Here is a 17,418-nt window from a genome sequence, read left to right as displayed (position 1 = left end):
GGATGGCATCCCCGCTCGCCTGGCTCGACCGCTCCGGCGACCACCTCGTCTTCTACGTCAAGGCCCTCGCCTGGATCCCGCGCACGCTGCGCCGCTACTCCCGGGAAGTGCAACGCCTGCTCGCCGAGGTCGCCTTCGGCAGCGGCGGCCTCGGCGTCATCGGCGGCACCATCGGCGTGATGATCGCGATGACCCTGTTCACCGGCACGGTCGTCGGCCTCCAGGGCTACGCCGCCCTCAACCAGATCGGCACCTCCGCCTTCACCGGGTTCATCTCCGCCTACTTCAACACCCGCGAGATCGCCCCGCTCGTCGCCGGACTCGCCCTCTCCGCCACCGTCGGCGCCGGCTTCACCGCCCAGCTCGGCGCCATGCGCATCAACGAGGAGGTCGACGCCCTCGAAGCGATGGGCGTGCGCTCCCTGCCCTACCTCGTCACCACCCGCATCATCGCCGGCGTCGTCGCCATCGTCCCGCTCTACGCGATCGGGCTGCTCTCCTCCTACCTGGCCTCCCGCACCGTCACCGTCCTCTTCAACGGCCAGTCGGCCGGCACCTACGACCACTACTTCACGCTCTTCCTCTCCCCGGACGACGTCCTGCTCTCCGTCCTGAAAGTGCTGGTCTTCAGCGTCCTGGTGATCCTCGCCCACTGCTACTACGGCTTCCGCGCCTCCGGCGGACCGGCCGGCGTGGGCGTCGCCGTCGGCCGCTCCGTGCGCAACGCCATCGTGCTGATCAGCGTGACCGACTTCTTCCTGTCCCTCGCGATCTGGGGCGCGACGACGACCGTGAAGGTGGCCGGATGAGCCGTATGCCGACCGTACGCAGACGCCTCGCCGGAGTGGTGTTCCTGCTGGTCCCCGTCCTCCTGGCCTGGCTGTCGGTGGCCGTCTACGACAAGCGGTTCACCCGGGACGTCACGGTGACCGTCCTCACCACCAGCGCCGGCAACGAGATGCACCGCGGCGCGGAGGTCAAACTGCGCGGCGTCGTCATCGGCGAGGTGCGCGACATCCGCGCCGACGGCACCGGTGCCCGCCTCACCCTCGCCGTCGACCCGGACCACCTCCACCGCGTCCCCGCCGACGTCACCGCCCAGATGCTGCCCACCACCCTCTTCGGCGAACGGTTCGTGGCCCTCGTCCCGCCCACCGCCAACCCGTCGCCCCGCGCCCTCGCGGCCGGGGCGGTCATCCCGCAGGACCGTTCCGCCAACGCCGTCGAACTGGAGCAGGTCCTCGACCGGCTGCTCCCGCTGCTGACCGCCGTCAAACCGGAGAAGCTGTCCGCCACCCTCACCGCCGTCGCCCAGGCGCTCGACGGACGGGGACAGCAGCTCGGCCGCACCCTCGTCACCCTGGAAGCCCACCTCGAGCGGCTCAACCCCCACCTGCCCGCCCTCAACCGCGACATCGCCCACCTCGTCGAGGTGAGCCGGGTGTACGCCGACGCCGCCCCCGACGTCCTCGACGCCCTCACCGACTTCACCACCACCAGTGGCACCATCGCCGACCAGCAGGCCCGGCTCGCCGGCCTGTACGGGGCCACCACCACCTCCGCGAAGGACCTGACGGCCTTCCTGCGCGGCAACCGGAGCAACATCATCCGGCTGTCCGCCGCCTCCCGCCCGACCCTGGAGGCCCTCGCCCGCCACTCGCCGTCCTTCCCCTGCACCCTGCGTACCCTCGCCGGCTTCGTGCCCGCCATGGACAAGGCGCTCGGCAAGGGCACCGACGAGCCCGGCCTGCATGTGAACGTCCGTACCGTGCCCTCCCTCGGGAAGTACGTCCCCGGCAAGGACCGGCCCGTGTACGACGCCACCGGCGGACCGCACTGCTACGCGGTCCCCTACACCGGGAAGCCCGCCGCCACCCCCCGCGCCGGCGACCGCGGCCTCGGCCTGCCCAACTCGCCGCAGGAGAACCGGCTCGTCAACGAACTCATCGCCCCCGGCCTCAGGACCGGCCCCGAGGCCCTGCCCGACTGGAGCACCGTCCTGACCGGCCCCGTCTTCCGCGGAGCGGAGGTGACCCTCCGGTGAAACGCCGCTCCCTCGCCGGACCGCTCGTCAAATCACTGGTGTTCATCGTGGTGACCGTCCTCGCCACCACCGTCCTGGCGTTGTCCGTCGCCAACGAGGGCGTCGGCGACACCGTCACGTACAAGGCCCGCTTCACCGACGTCACCGGCCTCGTCGAGGGCGACAGCGTCCGCATCGCCGGAGTGAAGGTGGGGCAGGTCGAGTCGGTCGGATTGGTCGACCGCCGGATCGCCGAAGTCGCCTTCGCGGTCCGGCGGGGCCGCTCCCTGCCCGCCTCGGCCACCGCGTCGATCAAGTACCTCAACATGGTCGGCCAGCGCTACATCGACCTCGACCGGGGTGCCGGCCCCGTCGGCCGGACCCTGCCCGCCGGGGCCGTCATCCCGCTGGAACGCACCACCCCCGCCCTCGACCTCACCCAGCTCTTCAACGGCTTCCGGCCGCTCTTCCAGGGCCTGTCGCCGAACGAGGTCAACAGCCTCGCCGGGTCGATCGTGCGGGTCCTTCAGGGCGACGGCGGCACCGTCGACTCCCTCCTCGAACACGTCGGGTCGCTCACCACCACCGTCGCGGGCAAGGACGAGGTCATCGGCGAGGTCATCAAGAACCTCAACACGGTGCTCAAGACGGTCAACGACCGCGAGGCCGGCTTCGACGACCTCGTCGTCACCCTCCAGGAACTCGTCAGCGGCTTCGCCCGGGACCGCGAACCGCTCGGCGAGGCCATCACCGCCATGGGATCGCTCACCACCGTCACCGCCGGCCTCCTGGAGGACGGCCGCGCCCCGCTCAAGGACGACATCCGCCAACTCGGCCGCCTCTCCGGGGAGCTGGCGAAGAGCACCGACCGGATCGAGACCTTCCTCCGCACCACCCCCGCCAAGATGCAGGCCGTCGGACGCCTCGCCTCCTACGGATCGTGGCTCAACCTCTACCTGTGCGAGGCCACGGTGACCGGCGTCGGCACCGACGACGGATCCCCGCCGCCCACCGGCGTCCCGATCACCGAACCGAGGTGCCGCGCATGAGACTCCCCTCCCCGAAGCGCCTCACCCCCGTACGCGAACGCGACCCCGTCACCGTCGGCGTCGTCGGCCTGCTCCTCCTCGCGCTCCTCGCCCTCGGCGCGTGGAAGGCGGACGCCCTGACCGGCGGCACCACCACCTACACCGCCGACTTCACCGAGGCCGCCGGACTCGACGAGGGCGACGAGGTCCGCGTCGCCGGCGTCAAGGTCGGCGAGGTCACCGGCATCGCCCTGGACGGGGCGAAGGTCCGCGTCCGCTTCGAGGTCGACGACACCACCTGGATCGGCGACTCCACGACCGCCGCCATCGCCATCAAGACCCTGCTCGGCGCGAAGTACCTCGCCGTGGACCCCCTCGGCACCCGCCCCCAGGACCCCGCCACCCGCATCCCCACCGCACGCACCACCTCCCCCTACGACGTCACCCAGGCCCTCACCGGCCTCGGCGACACCATCGACGCGATCGACACCCGGCAGCTCGCCGAGAGCTTCCGGGCCATCTCCGCCACCTTCGCCGACTCCCCGCCCGATGTGCGCAGCGCCGCCACCGGCCTGTCCGCCCTCTCCAGGTCCGTCTCCTCGCGCGACGCCCAGCTCGCCGAACTCCTCAAGGGCAGCAAGCGGCTCACCCATACCCTGGCGGGCAAGAACAGCCGCTTCGAGACCCTCCTGGAGGACGGCGGCCTGCTCCTCGGCGAACTCCAGGCCCGCCGTGACGCCATCCACCTCCTGCTCACCGGCGCCCGGGACCTCGGCACCCAGCTCACCGGACTCGTCCAGGACAACAAGGACCAGCTCGGCCCCACCCTGGCCGCCCTCGGCCGGGTCACCGGGGTGCTGCTGAAGAACCGCGACAGCCTCGACCGGACCCTCGCCCTGGCCGGCCCGTACTACCGCCTCGTCGGCAACACCCTCGGCAACGGGCGCTGGTTCGACACCTACGTCTGCGGCCTCGTCCCCCGGACCTACCTGACCCCCGGCACGCCACCCGCCACCGGGTGCATGCCGCCGCGCCCCGAGGGAGGCGATGCCCGGTGAACCTCCGACGCGCCCTCGGCATCACCGCCGGGCTCGCCCTGGTGGCCGTGGCCGGAACCTCCGGCGTCCTGGCCCTCGACGAGTCCCGGACCACCCGCATCACCGCCCGCTTCGACCGGGCCACCGGCGTGTACGAGGGCTCCGACCTCCGCGTCCTCGGCGTGAAGGTCGGCACCGTCGGCCCCGTACGCCCCCGGGGCACCGAGGTCGAGGTGACCCTGCTGATCGACGAGGGCGTCCGCGTGCCCGCCGGCGCCCACGCCGTCATCGTCGCGCCCAGCGTCGTCTCCGACCGCTACGTCCAGCTCGCCCCCGCCTACACCGGCGGCCCCGAGATCCGCGACGGCGCGGTCCTGCCCGCCGCCCGCAACGCCACCCCCCTGGAGGTCGACCAGCTCTACGCGTCCCTCACCGAACTCAGCGAGGCACTCGGCCCGAAGGGCGCCAACGCCGACGGGGCGCTGGCCGGCCTGATCGGCACCGGCGCCGCCAACCTCAAGGGCAACGGCAAGGCCATCGGCGACTCCGTGGAGCAGTTCGGCAAGGCCGCCAGGACCCTGGACCGCAGCAGCGGCGACCTGTTCGCCACCCTCACCCACCTCCAGTCCTTCACCACCATGCTGAAGAACAACGACAGCGAGGTCCGCCGGGCCGAGCGGCGGCTCGCCACCGTCACCACCTTCCTCGCCGAGGACAAGGAGAACCTGGGCGCCGCCCTCAAGGAACTCGGCACCGCCCTCAGCCAAGTCAAGACCTTCATCGAGGACAACCGCGCGAGCCTGAAGAAGAACGTCGACGTCCTCCTACCGCTCACCCGCACCCTCGCCGACCGGCGCGCCTCGCTCGCCGAGGCCCTCGACACCGCGCCCCTCGCCGCCGGCAACGCCCTCAAGGCGTACGACCCCTCCCACCGCACCCTCAACGGCCGCGCCGACATCAACGAACTGAGCTTCGGCACCGGGACGGCGGCGACACCGGGCGGCCTCGTCCCCGTCGACGCCGCCCGCCGCAAGGACCTGCCCGCCCTCCCGCTGCCCGCCGTCGGCACCGTGTACGGGACCCCGGGGAAGGGGGCCGCGCGGTGACCCGGCCCTCCCGTACCGCCACCACGGTGGCCGCCGCGCTCGCCCTCGCCGTCGGGTTCGCCGCGACCGTCGCGAGCTGCGACGTACCGGCGGGCGGCCTGCGACTGTCCGGCATCGAGCAACTGCCGCTGCCCGGCGGCGCGGACCTCGGGGACCACCCGTACGAGGTCACCGCCGAGTTCGCCGACGTCCTCAGCCTCGTCCCGCAGTCCGCGGTCAAGGTCAACGACGTGGCCGTCGGCCGCGTCACCCGCATCGCCCTCGACCGTTCCGACTGGTCCGCCACCGTCACCATGCGGGTCAACGGCGACGTGAGGCTCCCGGCCAACGCCTATGCCCACCTCGAACAGTCCAGCCTGCTCGGTGAGAAGTACGTCCAGCTCACCGCACCCCCCAAGGGCCACGGCACCCTCGGCGACGGCGCCCGCATCCCCATGAGCCGCACCAACCGCAACCCGGAGGTGGAGGAGGTCTTCGGCGCCCTGTCGATGCTCCTCAACGGCGGCGGCATCCAGCAGCTCCGCACCATCACCACCGAACTGGGCACGGCCCTGCGCGGCAACGAGACCGAGGTCCGCTCCCTGCTGGCACGGCTCGACACCCTCGTCGGAACCCTGGACGGCAACCGGAGCAACATCACCGCCGCCCTCGACGGCGTCAACCGGCTCTCCGCCACCCTCGCCGCCCGCGAACGGGACGTCGACAAGGTCCTCACCGGCCTGAGCCCCGGCCTCAAGGTCCTGGAGAAGCAGCGTGCCTCGCTCCTCACCATGCTCGGCGCGCTCGACACCCTCTCCGGTGTCGCCGTCGACACCGTCAACCGGAGCAAGGCCGACCTGATCGCCGACCTCAAGGCCCTCGGCCCCACCCTCCGGGCGCTGGCCGACTCGGGCAAGGCGCTGCCCGACTCGCTCCAGGTGCTGCTCACCTACCCGTTCACCGACGAGGTGCTGCGCGGCGTCAAGGGCGACTACCTCAATGTCTACCTGGACGTCACCGCCGCCCCCGGAACGCAGATCATCCCCGCGCTCACCCCACCGGACGACACCCCACCCGGCGGCACCGCGCCCGGCGGCACCGCGCCCGGCGGCACCGCCGGCCCGCCCGCGCGCACCGGGGCGCCGCCCCCGCACGTTCCCGTTCCCCTGCCCCTGCCCCTGCCGTCCGCCGGGAGCGACTGATGCTGACCCCCGCCATCCGGCTGAAGAATCTCGCCTTCCTCCTCATCGGCGTCCTCGTCCTCGGCTTCCTCGGAGTCCGCTACGCCGACGTGGGCCACCTCGTCGGCATCCGCGACCACTACACGGTCCGGGTCCGGCTGGACACCACCGGCGGGCTGTTCACCCACTCCAACGTCACCTACCGGGGCGTCTCCGTCGGCCGTGTCGGGCCGATCCGGCTCACCGAGGACGGTGTGGAGGCCGAACTGCGCATCGCCAGGTCGGCCCCCGACATCCCCGCCGACCTGGAAGCCGTCGTCGCCAACCTCTCCGCCGTCGGCGAGCAGTACATCGACCTCCGCCCCGTCTCCGACGGCGGCCCGTACCTGCGCGACGGCGCGGTCGTCGCCCGTGCCGACACCCGCACCCCGGCGCCGGTCACCACCGTACTGAGCGGCGTCGGCGACCTCGCCTCCTCCATCGACCTGGAGGCGCTGCGCACCGTCGTCGACGAACTCGGCACGGCGCTGAGCGGCCGCGGCGACGACCTCCAGGCCCTGATGGACGCGGGCGACGACGTCGTCCGGGCCGCCGACCGGGCACTGCCCGCCACCACCCGGCTGATCAGCGACGCCGAGACGGTGCTGCGCACCCAGGCGGAGGAGGGCGAGGCCCTCGCCTCCTTCGCCACCGGGGCCAGGGAACTGGCCGCGCGGCTCAAAGCCTCCGACACCGACCTCCGCACCCTGATCGCCGCAGCCCCAGACGCCGCCGGCCGGATCAGCGCGCTGCTCCGGGACCTCGACCCCGAGTTCGGGGTCGTGCTGGCCAACCTGCTCACCACCTCGGAGGTGGCGGTGACCCGGGAGCGCGGCATCCGGGAGTTCCTGGTCACCATGCCGGCGCTCGTCGCCGCCGGGTCCACCGCCGTGACCCCCCGCGGGGTCGGCCTCGGTATGTCGGTGACCTTCTTCGAACCCCTGCCCTGCACGGCGGGGTACGAGGGGACGACATACCGCAACGGCCTCGACCTCACCTCGCCGCCGGCCCTCAACACCGGGGCCCGCTGCACCGCCCCGCCCGCCGGCGGCACCAACGTGCGCGGCTCCGCCAACGCGCCCTCCGGCGGCCCGCTGCCGCCCCCGGCCACGGCGCCCGGCGCCACCCTCCCCGCCGGGAGCATGGGCGACCTGCTCGGGCTGGGGGACGGCCGGTGAGGCGGTACGGGTGGTGGGCGGCCGTCGCCGTGGCGGCCCTGCTGTGCGCGCTCGCCGGCCGGTCGTACGCCGGGGCGGCCGGCGACGCCACCCGCGCCCTCGCCGAGGCCAGGGACCACGCCCTGGCCGACGGGCGCGGCCACCTCGCCCGGCTCCGCGGCCTGGACGCCGCACATCCCGCGGCGGCCCGCGCGCAGTGGCTCGACGCCACCACCGGTGACCTCCACGAACAGGTGCGGACGGCCGCCCCCCGGAAGGACGCCGACCCCGGCGCCTCCGCCCGCGCCACCGTCACGGACGCCGCGCTCACCGCCCTGGACGACCGGGCCGGAACGGCGCGGCTCATCGCGACCGTACGGGTCGAGACCACGCCCGCCGACGGCGGGCCCGCCGCCACGGACCGCGAACGTCTGGAGGCCGGGCTCGTCCGCACGGGCGACGGCTGGAAGGTCGCCGCCCTCACCGCGGTACCGGTGGCCGGAGCATGAAAGGAGGCCGCAGGGTGGATGCCCTGATCCCCGCGCCCCGCTCGTCCCCCGAGGCGCCCCAGACCCCCGCGCCCCGCTCATCCCCCGAGGCGCCCGAAGCGCCCGAGCCCCCTGCGGTGCCCGAGGCCCCGGACGCCACCGAGGCCCCGGACGCCACCGGGGCCCCGGAGGTCCCCGGGACCGTCCGGGGCGGCCGGTGGCGCATGCCCTTCCGGCCCCGGGTGCCCGCTGTGCTCGCCCTGGCGCTGCTCGCCTGCGCCGCCGCACTCCTCCTCCGCGCCCAGGAGCTGAACGGCGCGCCCGCCCTGGACGACCGGGCGCTGACCGACACCGCGGCCACCGACCGGGTCCTGGAGGAGGTCGGCGAAGGGCTCGCCCAGGTCTTCTCGTACGGCCCCGGCGACACCGCCCGGACCCGCGAGGCGGCGCGCCGGGTCCTGGCGGGCCGGGCGGCCCGCCAGTACGAGGCCCTGTTCGGCCAGGTCGAGCAACGGGCCGCCCAGCAGGGACTCACGCTCACCACCCATGTCGCACGCGCCGGGGTGACCCGGCTCGACGACCGCGGCGCGCACCTCCTGGTCTTCCTCGACCAGGTGGCCCGGCGCGCCGGCAAACCCGCCACCACGGTCGCCGCGCAGCTCTCCGTCACCGCCGAACAGCGCGGTGACAACTGGCAGATCGTCGACATCCGAGCGCGATAGGGGGCTCCCGTACCGATGGCCCGCACGATGAGAGGCAACCCGCTCCAGGCGACCGCGGCCGCACTGGTCCTGCTCGCGGCCGGCGGCGCCGGCTGGGGCGGCTGGTCCTGGTACACGGCGGCGCACGACGAGTCCGCCGCGTACGCCACGACCCGCGACGAGGTGCTCGCCGCGGGCGAACAGGCCGTGCAGAACATGAACACGCTCGACCACCGGGACCTGCGGCGCGGACTGGACCGCTGGCAGGACTCGGCCACCGGCGGCCTGCTGGACCAGCTCACCCAAGGGCGCCCGCAGTTCGAGCGGCAGATCCAGCAGGCCAGGACGGTGACCAGCGCGAAGGTGCTGGCCGGCGCGGTTACCGAGCTGGACGCCCGGGCCGGGCGGGCCGGCGTGATGGTCGCCCTCCGGATCACCGTGACCCCGCCCAAGGGCAAGCCCGCCGCCAAGGAGAGCCGGATGCTCGGCGAGCTCACCCGGACGCCCGAGGGCTGGAAGCTCAGCGCCCTCGGCCAGGCACCGGTCGGCACCACGACGCCCGCCGCCGACTGAGAGGACCCGCCATGTCGACGACCCGTCACCTCATTGAACGGCAGCGCCGCCTGGCCGCCGCGGACGCGCCCCGCACGGCCCCGCCCCCGCCCCGGACGCGGCGCACCGACCCCACGTCCCGGACCCGGCGCACCGAACCGCCCGCCCCGCCGCGCGCCGGGCGTACGCGGTCCGGCTCCCCGCCACGCCCCGGGGACGCCGGGGCCGGCTCCCCGCCCCGGACCCGCCGGCGTCACCGGCTGCCCGTGGCCCTGGGCGTCCTCACCGTCCTCCTGGGCGGTTTCGCCGCCTGGTCGACCGGGGAGGCGGCCGCCCTGCGCGACACGCCCGCCGCCCGCAACGCCGCGCTCACCGACACCGCCCGCACCACCGAGGTCAAGGGCCAGGTCACCAAGGCGGTGAACGAGCTCTTCTCGTACGACCACGCCGCCACCGCCACCGCCGACAAGGCCGTCCGCGCCCACCTCACCGGCAAGGCGGTCGGGCAGCACCGCGCCATGCTCGCCCCGGTCCGGGCGCAGGCCGCGAAGCACGGACTCGTCCTCACCACCACCGTCACCCACAGCGGCGTGGAGCTGATCGACGGCGACCGCGCGCGCGTGCTGATCTACGCGGACCAGAGCAACACCCGTACGGCGGCGAAGAAGCCCGAGACGACGTACGGCGCCGCCGTGTTCGCGGTGGACGCGGTGCGCGAGGACGGCACCTGGCGCATCGCCGTCATCGACACCCTGGGAGCGGGCTCATGAGGATCCGCGGGAGGGTACGGGGGCGGCTGCGGGTCCGCCGGGGGGTCACCGGAACGGCCGCGGCCGTGACGGCGATGGCCGCGCTGACCGCGTCGCAGGCACCCGGGTTCGCCCGGCCCCCGGCGCCGGTGCCGGCCGCGGAACGGGCCCCGGCGGGGGACCGCGCCGGGGCCGCCGTGCCACGGCCACCGGGCGACGGGGCGTACCACACGGAACTGCCCCCGTTGGCCTCGCCCGCGCCACTGCGGGCACCCCGGCCGGGGAGCGCCCGCCCCGCCGCCGGGCCGGTCACCGTCCAGTCCGGGATCCCGGCCACCGTCCTCGCGGCCTACCGGCGCGCCGAGGCCGCCGTCGCCCGCACCGACCCGGGCTGCCGGCTGCCCTGGCACCTGCTCGCCGCGATCGGCAGGGTCGAGTCGGGCCAGGCGCGCGGCGGGCGGGTCGACGTCCGTGGCACCACGCTGGAGCCGATCCTCGGTCCGGTGCTCAACGGCGCAGGGTTCGCCCGGATCACGGACACGGACGGCGGGGCGTACGACGGGGACCCGGTGTTCGACCGGGCGGTCGGCCCCATGCAGTTCATCCCCTCGACCTGGGCCCGCTGGCGCGCGGACGGCAACGGCGACGGGCGCCGGGACCCCGGCAACGTGTACGACGCCGCCCTCGCCGCCGGGCGCTACCTGTGCGCGGGGGAGCGGAACCTGAGCGTCAAGGCCGACCTGGACCGGGCGGTCCTGAGCTACAACCACTCGGACGCCTATCTCCGGACGGTGCTGGCCTGGCTGGCCTTCTACCGGCACGGGGCGCACCCGGTGCCGGACACCACCGGCGTGCTCCCGGCGAGCCCCGGCGCGGGGCGTCCGGCCGGCGGCGGGCGGGTGACCGGGCCGGGCGCGGGCGCGGGTGGCGGGATCGTGGTCGGCCCGCGGCCCCCGTCCGGCCCGCCGGTCGTCCGTCCGCCGGCGCGCCCGTCCCGGCCCCCCGCCGGCCCTGCCCCGTCCCCGTCCACGACGCCCGCCCCCTCTCCGACGCCCGCCCCCTCTCCGACGCCCGCCCCCTCTCCGACGCCCGCCCCGGCTCCGTCCCCGTCCACCCCGCCCACGCCGACCCCGGGGCCCGCGGATCCGCCGGGCCCGTCCCCGGACCCCACCTGTCCGTCACCTACCCCGACCCCGACCCCGGTGCCGACCCCGTCACCGAGCCTGCCCCCGTCCCCGACCCCGACCGCGTCGCCGTCACCGGACCCGGCCGGCCCGCCCTCGCCGGGCGCTCACGTGCGGGCCGGGGAACCCGCCGGGGCGCCCTGCTCACCCGCCGCTCCCGCCCCCTGACAGCACCTCACCGAGGTCGTAGGAGACGGGTTCCTCCAGCTGGCCGTACCCGCAGCTCTCCGGCGCACGGTCCGGCCGCCACCGGCGGAACTGGGCGGTGTGCCGGAACCGGCTGCCCTCCATGTGGTCGTACCCCACCTCGCACACCAGCTCGGGCCGCAACGCCACCCATGACAGGTCCTTCTTGCCGGACCAGCGGCTCGGCGCGCCCGGCAGCCGGGCGGTCTCGTGCGCGGCCCCGTCCGTCCACGCGGCCCAGGGGTGTCCCTCGGGCGGGTCCATGCGCAGCGGTTCCAGCTCGTCGATCAGCTCCGCGCGCCGTTTCGCGGTGAACGCGGCGCACACGCCGACGTGCTGGAGAGCGCCGTGGTCGTCGTACAGGCCGAGGAGGAGGGAGCCGACGACCGGGCCGCTCTTGTGGAAGCGGTAGCCGGCCACGACGACATCGGCAGTCCGCTCGTGCTTGATCTTGTACATCAGCCGGGCGTCGGGCCGGTAGCGCAGGTCCAGGGGCTTGGCGATCACTCCGTCGAGCCCGGCGCCCTCGTACTGCTCGAACCAGCCGCGCGCCACCTCGATGTCGGTGGTGCACGGGGCGAGGTGGACGGGTGGGCCGGCCCCGCGCAGGGCCTCCTCCAGGGCCGCCCGGCGCTCGACGAGCGGGAGGTCCATCAGCGAGGCGTCCCCCAGCGCCAGCAGGTCGAAGGCGATGAACCGCGCCGGGGTCCGCTCGGACAGCATCGTCACCCGGGACGCGGCGGGGTGGATGCGCTCGGTGAGCCGGTCGAAGTCGAGCCGTCCCTCGTGGGCGATCACGATCTCGCCGTCGACGACGCAGCGCTCCGGGAGCCGGGGCGGCAGGCCGGTGACCAGCTCGGGGAAGTAGCGGGTCAGCGGCTTGCCGGTCCGGCTGCCGATGATCAGTTCCGGCCCGTCCCGGTGGACGACGGCCCGGAAGCCGTCCCATTTGGCCTCGTACTGCATTCCGGGCGGGATCTTCTTCACGGACTTGGCCAGCATCGGCTTCACGGGCGGCATCACCGGCAGGTCCATGGCTCGATTCTGCCCGACCGTGCAGCGATATGCCCGATATGCGATGTCTGCTCGTGGGTCCTACTGTGGCGCCCATGGGAAACGCGGTGGAGCTGGAGGCAGGCGGGCGGACCGTACGCCTGTCCAACCCGGACAAGGTCTACTTCCCGGAGCGCGGCTTCACGAAGCTGGACGTGGCGCGCTACTTCCTCGCCGTGGGCGACGGCATCACCCGCGCCCTGCGTGACCGCCCCACCACCCTGGAACGCTTCGTCGACGGCGTGGAGGGCGAGTCCTTCTTCCAGAAGCGCGCTCCCAAGAACCTCCCCGAGTGGATCCCCACCGCCCACATCACCTTCCCCAGCGGGCGCTTCGCCGACGAGATCCGCCCCACCGAGATCGCCGCCGTCATCTGGGCCGCCAACCTGGGCACGCTCACCTTCCACCCGTGGCCCGTCCGGGGCGACGCGACCGATCACCCCGACGAGCTGCGCATCGACCTCGACCCGCAGCCCGGCACCGGCTTCTCCGACGCGGTCGCCGCCGCGCACGAACTGCGCGCCCTGCTCGACGAGCACGGACTGCGGGGCTGGCCGAAGACCTCCGGCGGCCGCGGCCTCCACGTCTACGTGCCGATCGAGCCGCGCTGGGACTTCACCCGGGTTCGCCGCGCCGCCATCGCCGTCGGCCGCGAACTGGAGCGGCGCATGGAGGGCCGGGTCACCACCGCCTGGTGGAAGGAGGAGCGCGGCGAGAAGATCTTCGTCGACTACAACCAGACGGCCAGGGACCGGACCATCGCCTCCGCCTACTCCATCCGCCCCCGGCCGCACGCCCCGGTCTCCGCCCCCCTGCGGTGGGACGAACTGGACGACGTCGACCCGCGCGACTTCGACCTGGCGACCATGCCGGTGCGGTACGCCGACCACGGGGACGTCCACGCGGACATGGACGACCACGCCTTCACCCTCGACAGCCTGCTGGAACTGGCCACGAAGGACGAGCGCGACCACGGGCTGGCCGACCTGCCGTACCCGCCGGACTACCCGAAGATGCCGGGTGAGCCCAAGCGGGTGCAGCCGAGCCGCGCCAAGAAGACCGGCTAGCCGGTCATACGGGCGGCCCCCTCCTGATGCGGCGGTCCGCCGGCGGCGCCACACTCGGCACCATGCTGACCACCCGTCATCCGACCGGTTCCCCGGACTGGCTCGACCTCGGCACCCCCGACCCGGCGGCCGCGCTCGCCTTCTACGGCGCCCTGTTCGGCTGGGACTTCCGGCCGGCCGGTCCCGGCACCGGCGGCCACGGCCTGTTCCAGCTCGACGGCCGGACCGTCGCGGGCGGCCCGGCCCTCACCCCCGGCCGGGCCGCACCCGCCTGGACCCTCCACTTCCGCACGGCCGACGCCGACGCCACCGCCACCGCCGCGCGCGACGGCGGCGGGACGGTGCTGTCCGGCCCCGCGGACGTCCCCGGCCTCGGCCGGACGGCGCTCCTCGCCGACCCGGCCGGCGCCCGCTTCGCCGTCCGGCAGCCCGGCGCCGACGGGGGCCTGGAACGGGTCGGCGTCCCGTACGCACTGTGCTGGGCGGAGCTGTACACCCGCGACCCGGCCGCCGCGATGGCCTTCTACGGGTCGGTGCTCGGCCTGGAGTCATCCTGCTCGACCCGGCCCGGCGACACCCGCTCGCCCCTCGTCCTCGCCCCGGCGGACGGCGGTGACGACGCCTCCTTCGGCAGCCTGGTGCCGCTGCGCACCGATCCGGTGGAGACGGCCGAAGCCCCGTACTGGACGCCCGTGTTCGAGGTCCCCGACGCCGACGCGACGGCCGCCGGGGCGGCCCGCCTGGGCGGCACCGTCCGGCTGGCCCCGGAGGAAAGGCCCGGCCTGGGCCGTTTCGCCAAGCTGACCGACCCCCAGGGAGCCCGGTTCGCGGTCGTCACCGGCCTCGCGACACGGGCCTGACGCGGAAAGACCCCGGCCGACCAGGAAACACCCCGGCCCGACACGGGGGCACTCGGCCCGTCCCGGGAACACCCCGGCCGTCCCGGGAACACTCGGCCGACCCGGGAACACCCCGGCCCGACACGGGACACCCCGGCCCAACGCCTTGCCGATCACGTCCCGCAGGCCCATGATTACGGAGCGAACCGGCGGACCGCCCGCCGGTGCCGCGTTGATCGTTCGTTGACGAGCCGTTTATCGGGGCCGGGCAGCGTGTCCGGCATGCCGATCAACCGCACCGCTCTCGACGACCACGAACTCGCCTGGCGGGAAACCGCCCTGTGCGCCCAGACGGGCGCCGACTTCTTCTTCCCCGACCCGGGCTCCTCCACCCGCGAGGCCAAGCGTCTCTGCGGCGCCTGTGAGGGCCGCGAGGCCTGCCTGGAGTACGCCCTCACCCACGATGAACGCTTCGGCGTCTGGGGCGGCCTCTCGGAGAAGGAGCGATACGCGCTGCGCCGCCGTGAGCGCTGAGCGCGGCCGGCCGGCACCGGGGGAGCCGCGGGCCCGATATCCGGGTGCCGGTCCCGGCGGACCGCCCGTAAGATCACATGCGCATGGAGCAGCAGCACAGCGCAGTGACGGACGACGAGCTGGCCGCGTACGGCCGCACGGTGGAGCGCCTCCGGGCCCTGCCGCTCGACGACCCCCGGCGGATGCGGGCCGAGGAACTGGCCGCCTCCTTCGCCCGGGAGAGCCGCAACAAGCGCCGCAAGGCCAGGCAGCGGGCGCGGTCGCGGACCGACGCCCTGCTCAGCGCCGCCACCGCGACCGGTGCCCTCGACCGGCGTGAGGACGCGCCCCTGCCGACGCCCCCGCCGGACCGGCGCGGCAGCGTGGGGAAGTTCCTCAAGCCGCGGCACTGCTATGTCTGCAAAGCGCTCTATCGACAGGCCGATGCCTTCTACCACCGGCTCTGCCCCGCCTGCGCCGCCGACAACACCGCACGCCGCACCCTGTCGACCGACCTGACGGGGCGCCGGGCGCTGCTCACCGGCGGCCGCGTGAAGATAGGGTTCCAGCTCGCGCTGATGATGCTCCGCGACGGCGCCGAACTCCTCGTCACCAGCCGCTTCCCCCAGGACACCCTGCGCCGCTTCCGCGCCGCCGAGGGCAGCGGCGACTGGCTGGAGCGGCTCACCGTCGTGGCCATCGACCTGCGCGACCCGCGCCAGGTCCTCGGACTGTGCGAGCGGCTCCTCGCCGAGGGCCGGCCCCTCGACATCCTCGTCAACAACGCCGCCCAGACGATACGCCGCCCGCCCGAGTCGTACGCCGCGCTGCACGCGGGGGAGCGCGGCGAGCTGCCGGGCGGGGTCGTCGTGGCCCCGGGGTACGCCCCGGACCTGCCGGCCACCGGTGACGGCGCCCTCGCCCTCGTACTCGGCCGCGAGACGGACGAGGCGGGTCTGCTCCCCGACCCGGCTCCGCGCAACTCCTGGTCCGCGCGGCTCGGCGAGCTCGACCCCGCCGAGGTGCTGGAGACCCAGCTCGTCAACGCGCTCGCGCCCGCGCTGCTGTGCGACCGCCTGCTGCCGCTGCTGCTGGCCTCCCCGCACCCGCGCCGCTACATCGTCAACGTCAGCGCGGTGGAGGGACGGTTCGCCGTGCGCAACAAGACGGCCGGCCACCCGCACACCAACATGGCCAAGGCCGCTCTCAACATGCTCACCCGCACCAGCGGCGAGCACCTGGCCGCGCGGGGCGTGCACATGTGCAGCGTCGACACCGGCTGGATCACCGACGAGAACCCGGCCCCCCGCAAGGCGCGGATCGCCGCCGCCGGCATCCGCACGCCGCTGGACGTGGTGGACGGCGCGGCCCGCGTCTACGACCCGATCGTCCAGGGCGAGGCGGGCGCGCCGGTCGCCGGGGTGTTCCTCAAGGACTACCGGCGGGCTGCGTGGTGATGCGGTACGTCTCGCCGTAGGTCTGCCAGGTCAGCGGCACCCGGAGGTCCATGTTCCCGTCCCGCAGGAACACCCGCTGGGCGGTGTCGATGCGGGACGTGTCGCGCTCGCGCTCGGTCTTCTGGAGCTTCATCACGGCGCGGCTCTCGTCCAGGAACGCGTTGAGGTACGCCTTCTCGTCGCCGCCCTCCGCCGCCGTCGGGGCCTTCTTCATGGCCGCGGCGCGGATGCCGTAGAACGCCTGCGGGCCCACGCCGGGGCCGTGCAGCACCATCGCGTCGAAGTAGATGAACTGGCCCAGCGTGGACAGGCCGTCCATCTTCGCCAGCCGGACGGCCGGGTCGAAGTAGATCCGGTCCCTCATCACGTCCTGCGCCCGGCGGAACGCCGGGTCCTCGGCGGCCTCCTTCCACGCGGCGGTGAAGCCGGGGTCGAGGCCCTCGTGCGAGTCGGTGCCGTCGACGGCGCGCAGCGCCGGGAGGTACCGGGCCAGCGGATTGTCCGGGTGCTCCTTGGTGAAGTACTCGACGAGCTGGAGCATGTCGTTGGTGCCGGAGCAGAACCCGATGACACCGGCGGTGTAGCCGTTTCCGTCGTGGATGTCCTCGATGTCGTCGTACTGGCCCCGCCAGTCGAGGGTCGAGTTGTCCGCGCTCGCCACCAGCCGGGCGGCGAGCTCCTTCTTGCCGGGCGCGGCCAGGCCGGCCGGCATCGCGGCGATGCGCGCCTCCAGAGCCTTCCGCTCGTCCGGTGTGCCCGCCTTGAGCGGGTTCGGCGCGCCCGAAGCCGTGGCCGCCTGCGGTGCGGGGCTCTGGTCGGCGGCGTCGGCGGGGCGTACGGAACCGTCGCCTCCGCCGAAGACGAGGGAGGCGCCGATGGCTATCGGGGCGCCGATCAGGAAAAAGCGGGTCACAGGCTTCACGCGGCACAGCGTACGACGCGGCCGCACGGTCCCTGTGAGCGCCCTGTGCGCCCCACGCCGCTCCGCCTCCGCGCGGCGCCGATGGCCCCGGCCCGGCGCGCGCCCGGCGCCGGTCCCTCCCCCCCCGCCCGCGGGCCGGGGGAGGGGCCGGCCGCCG

General features: G+C 74.5%; 18 protein-coding genes. 16 read left to right on the top strand and 2 right to left on the bottom strand.

Going from position 1 to position 17,418, the window contains the following annotated elements; all coding sequences use genetic code 11:
* Positions 1-2: 2 nt before the first annotated feature.
* The 12 genes from ACF068_RS11240 to ACF068_RS11185 are packed head-to-tail and all read left to right on the top strand — an operon-like array spanning position 3 to position 11,392.
* On the top strand, positions 3-809 hold the full coding sequence (locus tag ACF068_RS11240; RefSeq protein ID WP_392273944.1) for an MlaE family ABC transporter permease: 807 nt from the start codon (positions 3-5) through the stop codon (positions 807-809).
* Entirely contained in the window at positions 806-2,044 is a 1,239-nt protein-coding gene (locus ACF068_RS11235) for an MCE family protein (RefSeq protein WP_392273943.1), read from the top strand. The genes ACF068_RS11240 and ACF068_RS11235 overlap by 4 nt, the downstream gene beginning before the upstream one ends.
* Positions 2,041-3,072: an MCE family protein gene (locus ACF068_RS11230; RefSeq protein WP_392273942.1), complete on the top strand. Its 1,032-nt coding sequence runs from the start codon at positions 2,041-2,043 to the stop codon at positions 3,070-3,072. The genes ACF068_RS11235 and ACF068_RS11230 overlap by 4 nt, the downstream gene beginning before the upstream one ends.
* Complete coding sequence (locus ACF068_RS11225; protein WP_392273941.1) at positions 3,069-4,109, top strand: MCE family protein; 1,041 nt, start codon at positions 3,069-3,071, stop codon at positions 4,107-4,109. Before ACF068_RS11230 ends, ACF068_RS11225 begins: the two co-directional genes overlap by 4 nt.
* Positions 4,106-5,194 (top strand): MCE family protein, encoded by a 1,089-nt coding sequence (locus tag ACF068_RS11220; protein WP_392273940.1) that lies wholly within the window; start codon positions 4,106-4,108, stop codon positions 5,192-5,194. The genes ACF068_RS11225 and ACF068_RS11220 overlap by 4 nt, the downstream gene beginning before the upstream one ends.
* Positions 5,191-6,375 (top strand): MCE family protein, encoded by a 1,185-nt coding sequence (locus tag ACF068_RS11215; protein WP_392273939.1) that lies wholly within the window; start codon positions 5,191-5,193, stop codon positions 6,373-6,375. Before ACF068_RS11220 ends, ACF068_RS11215 begins: the two co-directional genes overlap by 4 nt.
* Positions 6,375-7,571 (top strand): MCE family protein, encoded by a 1,197-nt coding sequence (locus ACF068_RS11210; protein WP_392273938.1) that lies wholly within the window; start codon positions 6,375-6,377, stop codon positions 7,569-7,571. Before ACF068_RS11215 ends, ACF068_RS11210 begins: the two co-directional genes overlap by 1 nt.
* Positions 7,568-8,059: a hypothetical protein gene (locus ACF068_RS11205; RefSeq protein WP_392273937.1), complete on the top strand. Its 492-nt coding sequence runs from the start codon at positions 7,568-7,570 to the stop codon at positions 8,057-8,059. Before ACF068_RS11210 ends, ACF068_RS11205 begins: the two co-directional genes overlap by 4 nt.
* A gap of 14 nt (positions 8,060-8,073) precedes the next feature.
* Positions 8,074-8,760: a hypothetical protein gene (locus ACF068_RS11200; protein WP_392273936.1), complete on the top strand. Its 687-nt coding sequence runs from the start codon at positions 8,074-8,076 to the stop codon at positions 8,758-8,760.
* A 27-nt stretch (positions 8,761-8,787) separates the two neighbouring features.
* A complete protein-coding gene (locus ACF068_RS11195) occupies positions 8,788-9,312 on the top strand; it encodes a hypothetical protein (protein WP_392273935.1) in 525 nt (174 codons plus the stop codon).
* 11 nt (positions 9,313-9,323) lie between these two features.
* Positions 9,324-10,061, top strand: a complete 738-nt coding sequence (locus ACF068_RS11190; protein WP_392273934.1) for a hypothetical protein — start codon at positions 9,324-9,326, stop codon at positions 10,059-10,061.
* Positions 10,058-11,392 carry a lytic transglycosylase domain-containing protein gene (locus ACF068_RS11185; RefSeq protein WP_392273933.1) on the top strand — a complete coding sequence of 445 codons (1,335 nt, stop codon included), beginning with the start codon at positions 10,058-10,060 and terminating at the stop codon, positions 11,390-11,392. The genes ACF068_RS11190 and ACF068_RS11185 overlap by 4 nt, the downstream gene beginning before the upstream one ends.
* Here the strand turns inward: ACF068_RS11185 and ACF068_RS11180 are convergent.
* Positions 11,369-12,445, bottom strand: coding sequence for an ATP-dependent DNA ligase (locus tag ACF068_RS11180; RefSeq protein WP_392273932.1), 1,077 nt, complete (start codon positions 12,443-12,445; stop codon positions 11,369-11,371). The genes ACF068_RS11185 and ACF068_RS11180 overlap by 24 nt on opposite strands.
* A 74-nt stretch (positions 12,446-12,519) precedes the next feature.
* On the opposite strand from ACF068_RS11180, the gene ligD reads away from it, so the two are divergent.
* From ligD to ACF068_RS11160, 4 genes are all read left to right on the top strand, one after another.
* Positions 12,520-13,530, top strand: a complete 1,011-nt coding sequence (gene ligD, locus ACF068_RS11175) for a non-homologous end-joining DNA ligase (RefSeq protein WP_392273931.1) — start codon at positions 12,520-12,522, stop codon at positions 13,528-13,530.
* Positions 13,531-13,592: 62 nt separating this feature from the next.
* Positions 13,593-14,390: a VOC family protein gene (locus ACF068_RS11170; RefSeq protein WP_392273930.1), complete on the top strand. Its 798-nt coding sequence runs from the start codon at positions 13,593-13,595 to the stop codon at positions 14,388-14,390.
* A 261-nt stretch (positions 14,391-14,651) separates the two neighbouring features.
* A complete protein-coding gene (locus tag ACF068_RS11165; protein ID WP_392273929.1) occupies positions 14,652-14,903 on the top strand; it encodes a WhiB family transcriptional regulator in 252 nt (83 codons plus the stop codon).
* An 83-nt stretch (positions 14,904-14,986) separates the two neighbouring features.
* Positions 14,987-16,339, top strand: coding sequence for an SDR family NAD(P)-dependent oxidoreductase (locus ACF068_RS11160; RefSeq protein WP_392273928.1), 1,353 nt, complete (start codon positions 14,987-14,989; stop codon positions 16,337-16,339).
* On the opposite strand, the gene ACF068_RS11155 is transcribed toward ACF068_RS11160, so the two are convergent.
* On the bottom strand, positions 16,311-17,252 hold the full coding sequence (locus ACF068_RS11155; RefSeq protein ID WP_392274362.1) for a chitosanase: 942 nt from the start codon (positions 17,250-17,252) through the stop codon (positions 16,311-16,313). The genes ACF068_RS11160 and ACF068_RS11155 overlap by 29 nt on opposite strands.
* Positions 17,253-17,418 lie beyond the last annotated feature (166 nt).

Origin of the sequence: Streptomyces sp. NPDC016309, assembly GCF_043077235.1 — a bacterium.
Lineage (GTDB): Bacteria > Actinomycetota > Actinomycetes > Streptomycetales > Streptomycetaceae > Streptomyces.
Note: the sequence above shows the minus strand (reverse complement) of the source record. Positions and strands in the feature narration are given on the sequence as shown.

Coding starts and splice junctions, on each gene's coding strand:
- ACF068_RS11190 (WP_392273934.1), top strand. CDS start 9,324: ATGTCGACGACCCGTCACCTCATTGAACGGCAGCGCCGCCTGGCCGCC.
- ACF068_RS11165 (WP_392273929.1), top strand. CDS start 14,652: ATGCCGATCAACCGCACCGCTCTCGACGACCACGAACTCGCCTGGCGG.
- ACF068_RS11185 (WP_392273933.1), top strand. CDS start 10,058: ATGAGGATCCGCGGGAGGGTACGGGGGCGGCTGCGGGTCCGCCGGGGG.
- ligD (WP_392273931.1), top strand. CDS start 12,520: ATGGGAAACGCGGTGGAGCTGGAGGCAGGCGGGCGGACCGTACGCCTG.
- ACF068_RS11160 (WP_392273928.1), top strand. CDS start 14,987: ATGGAGCAGCAGCACAGCGCAGTGACGGACGACGAGCTGGCCGCGTAC.
- ACF068_RS11195 (WP_392273935.1), top strand. CDS start 8,788: ATGAGAGGCAACCCGCTCCAGGCGACCGCGGCCGCACTGGTCCTGCTC.
- ACF068_RS11170 (WP_392273930.1), top strand. CDS start 13,593: ATGCTGACCACCCGTCATCCGACCGGTTCCCCGGACTGGCTCGACCTC.
- ACF068_RS11225 (WP_392273941.1), top strand. CDS start 3,069: ATGAGACTCCCCTCCCCGAAGCGCCTCACCCCCGTACGCGAACGCGAC.
- ACF068_RS11180 (WP_392273932.1), bottom strand. CDS start 12,445: ATGGACCTGCCGGTGATGCCGCCCGTGAAGCCGATGCTGGCCAAGTCC.
- ACF068_RS11235 (WP_392273943.1), top strand. CDS start 806: ATGAGCCGTATGCCGACCGTACGCAGACGCCTCGCCGGAGTGGTGTTC.
- ACF068_RS11240 (WP_392273944.1), top strand. CDS start 3: ATGGCATCCCCGCTCGCCTGGCTCGACCGCTCCGGCGACCACCTCGTC.
- ACF068_RS11210 (WP_392273938.1), top strand. CDS start 6,375: ATGCTGACCCCCGCCATCCGGCTGAAGAATCTCGCCTTCCTCCTCATC.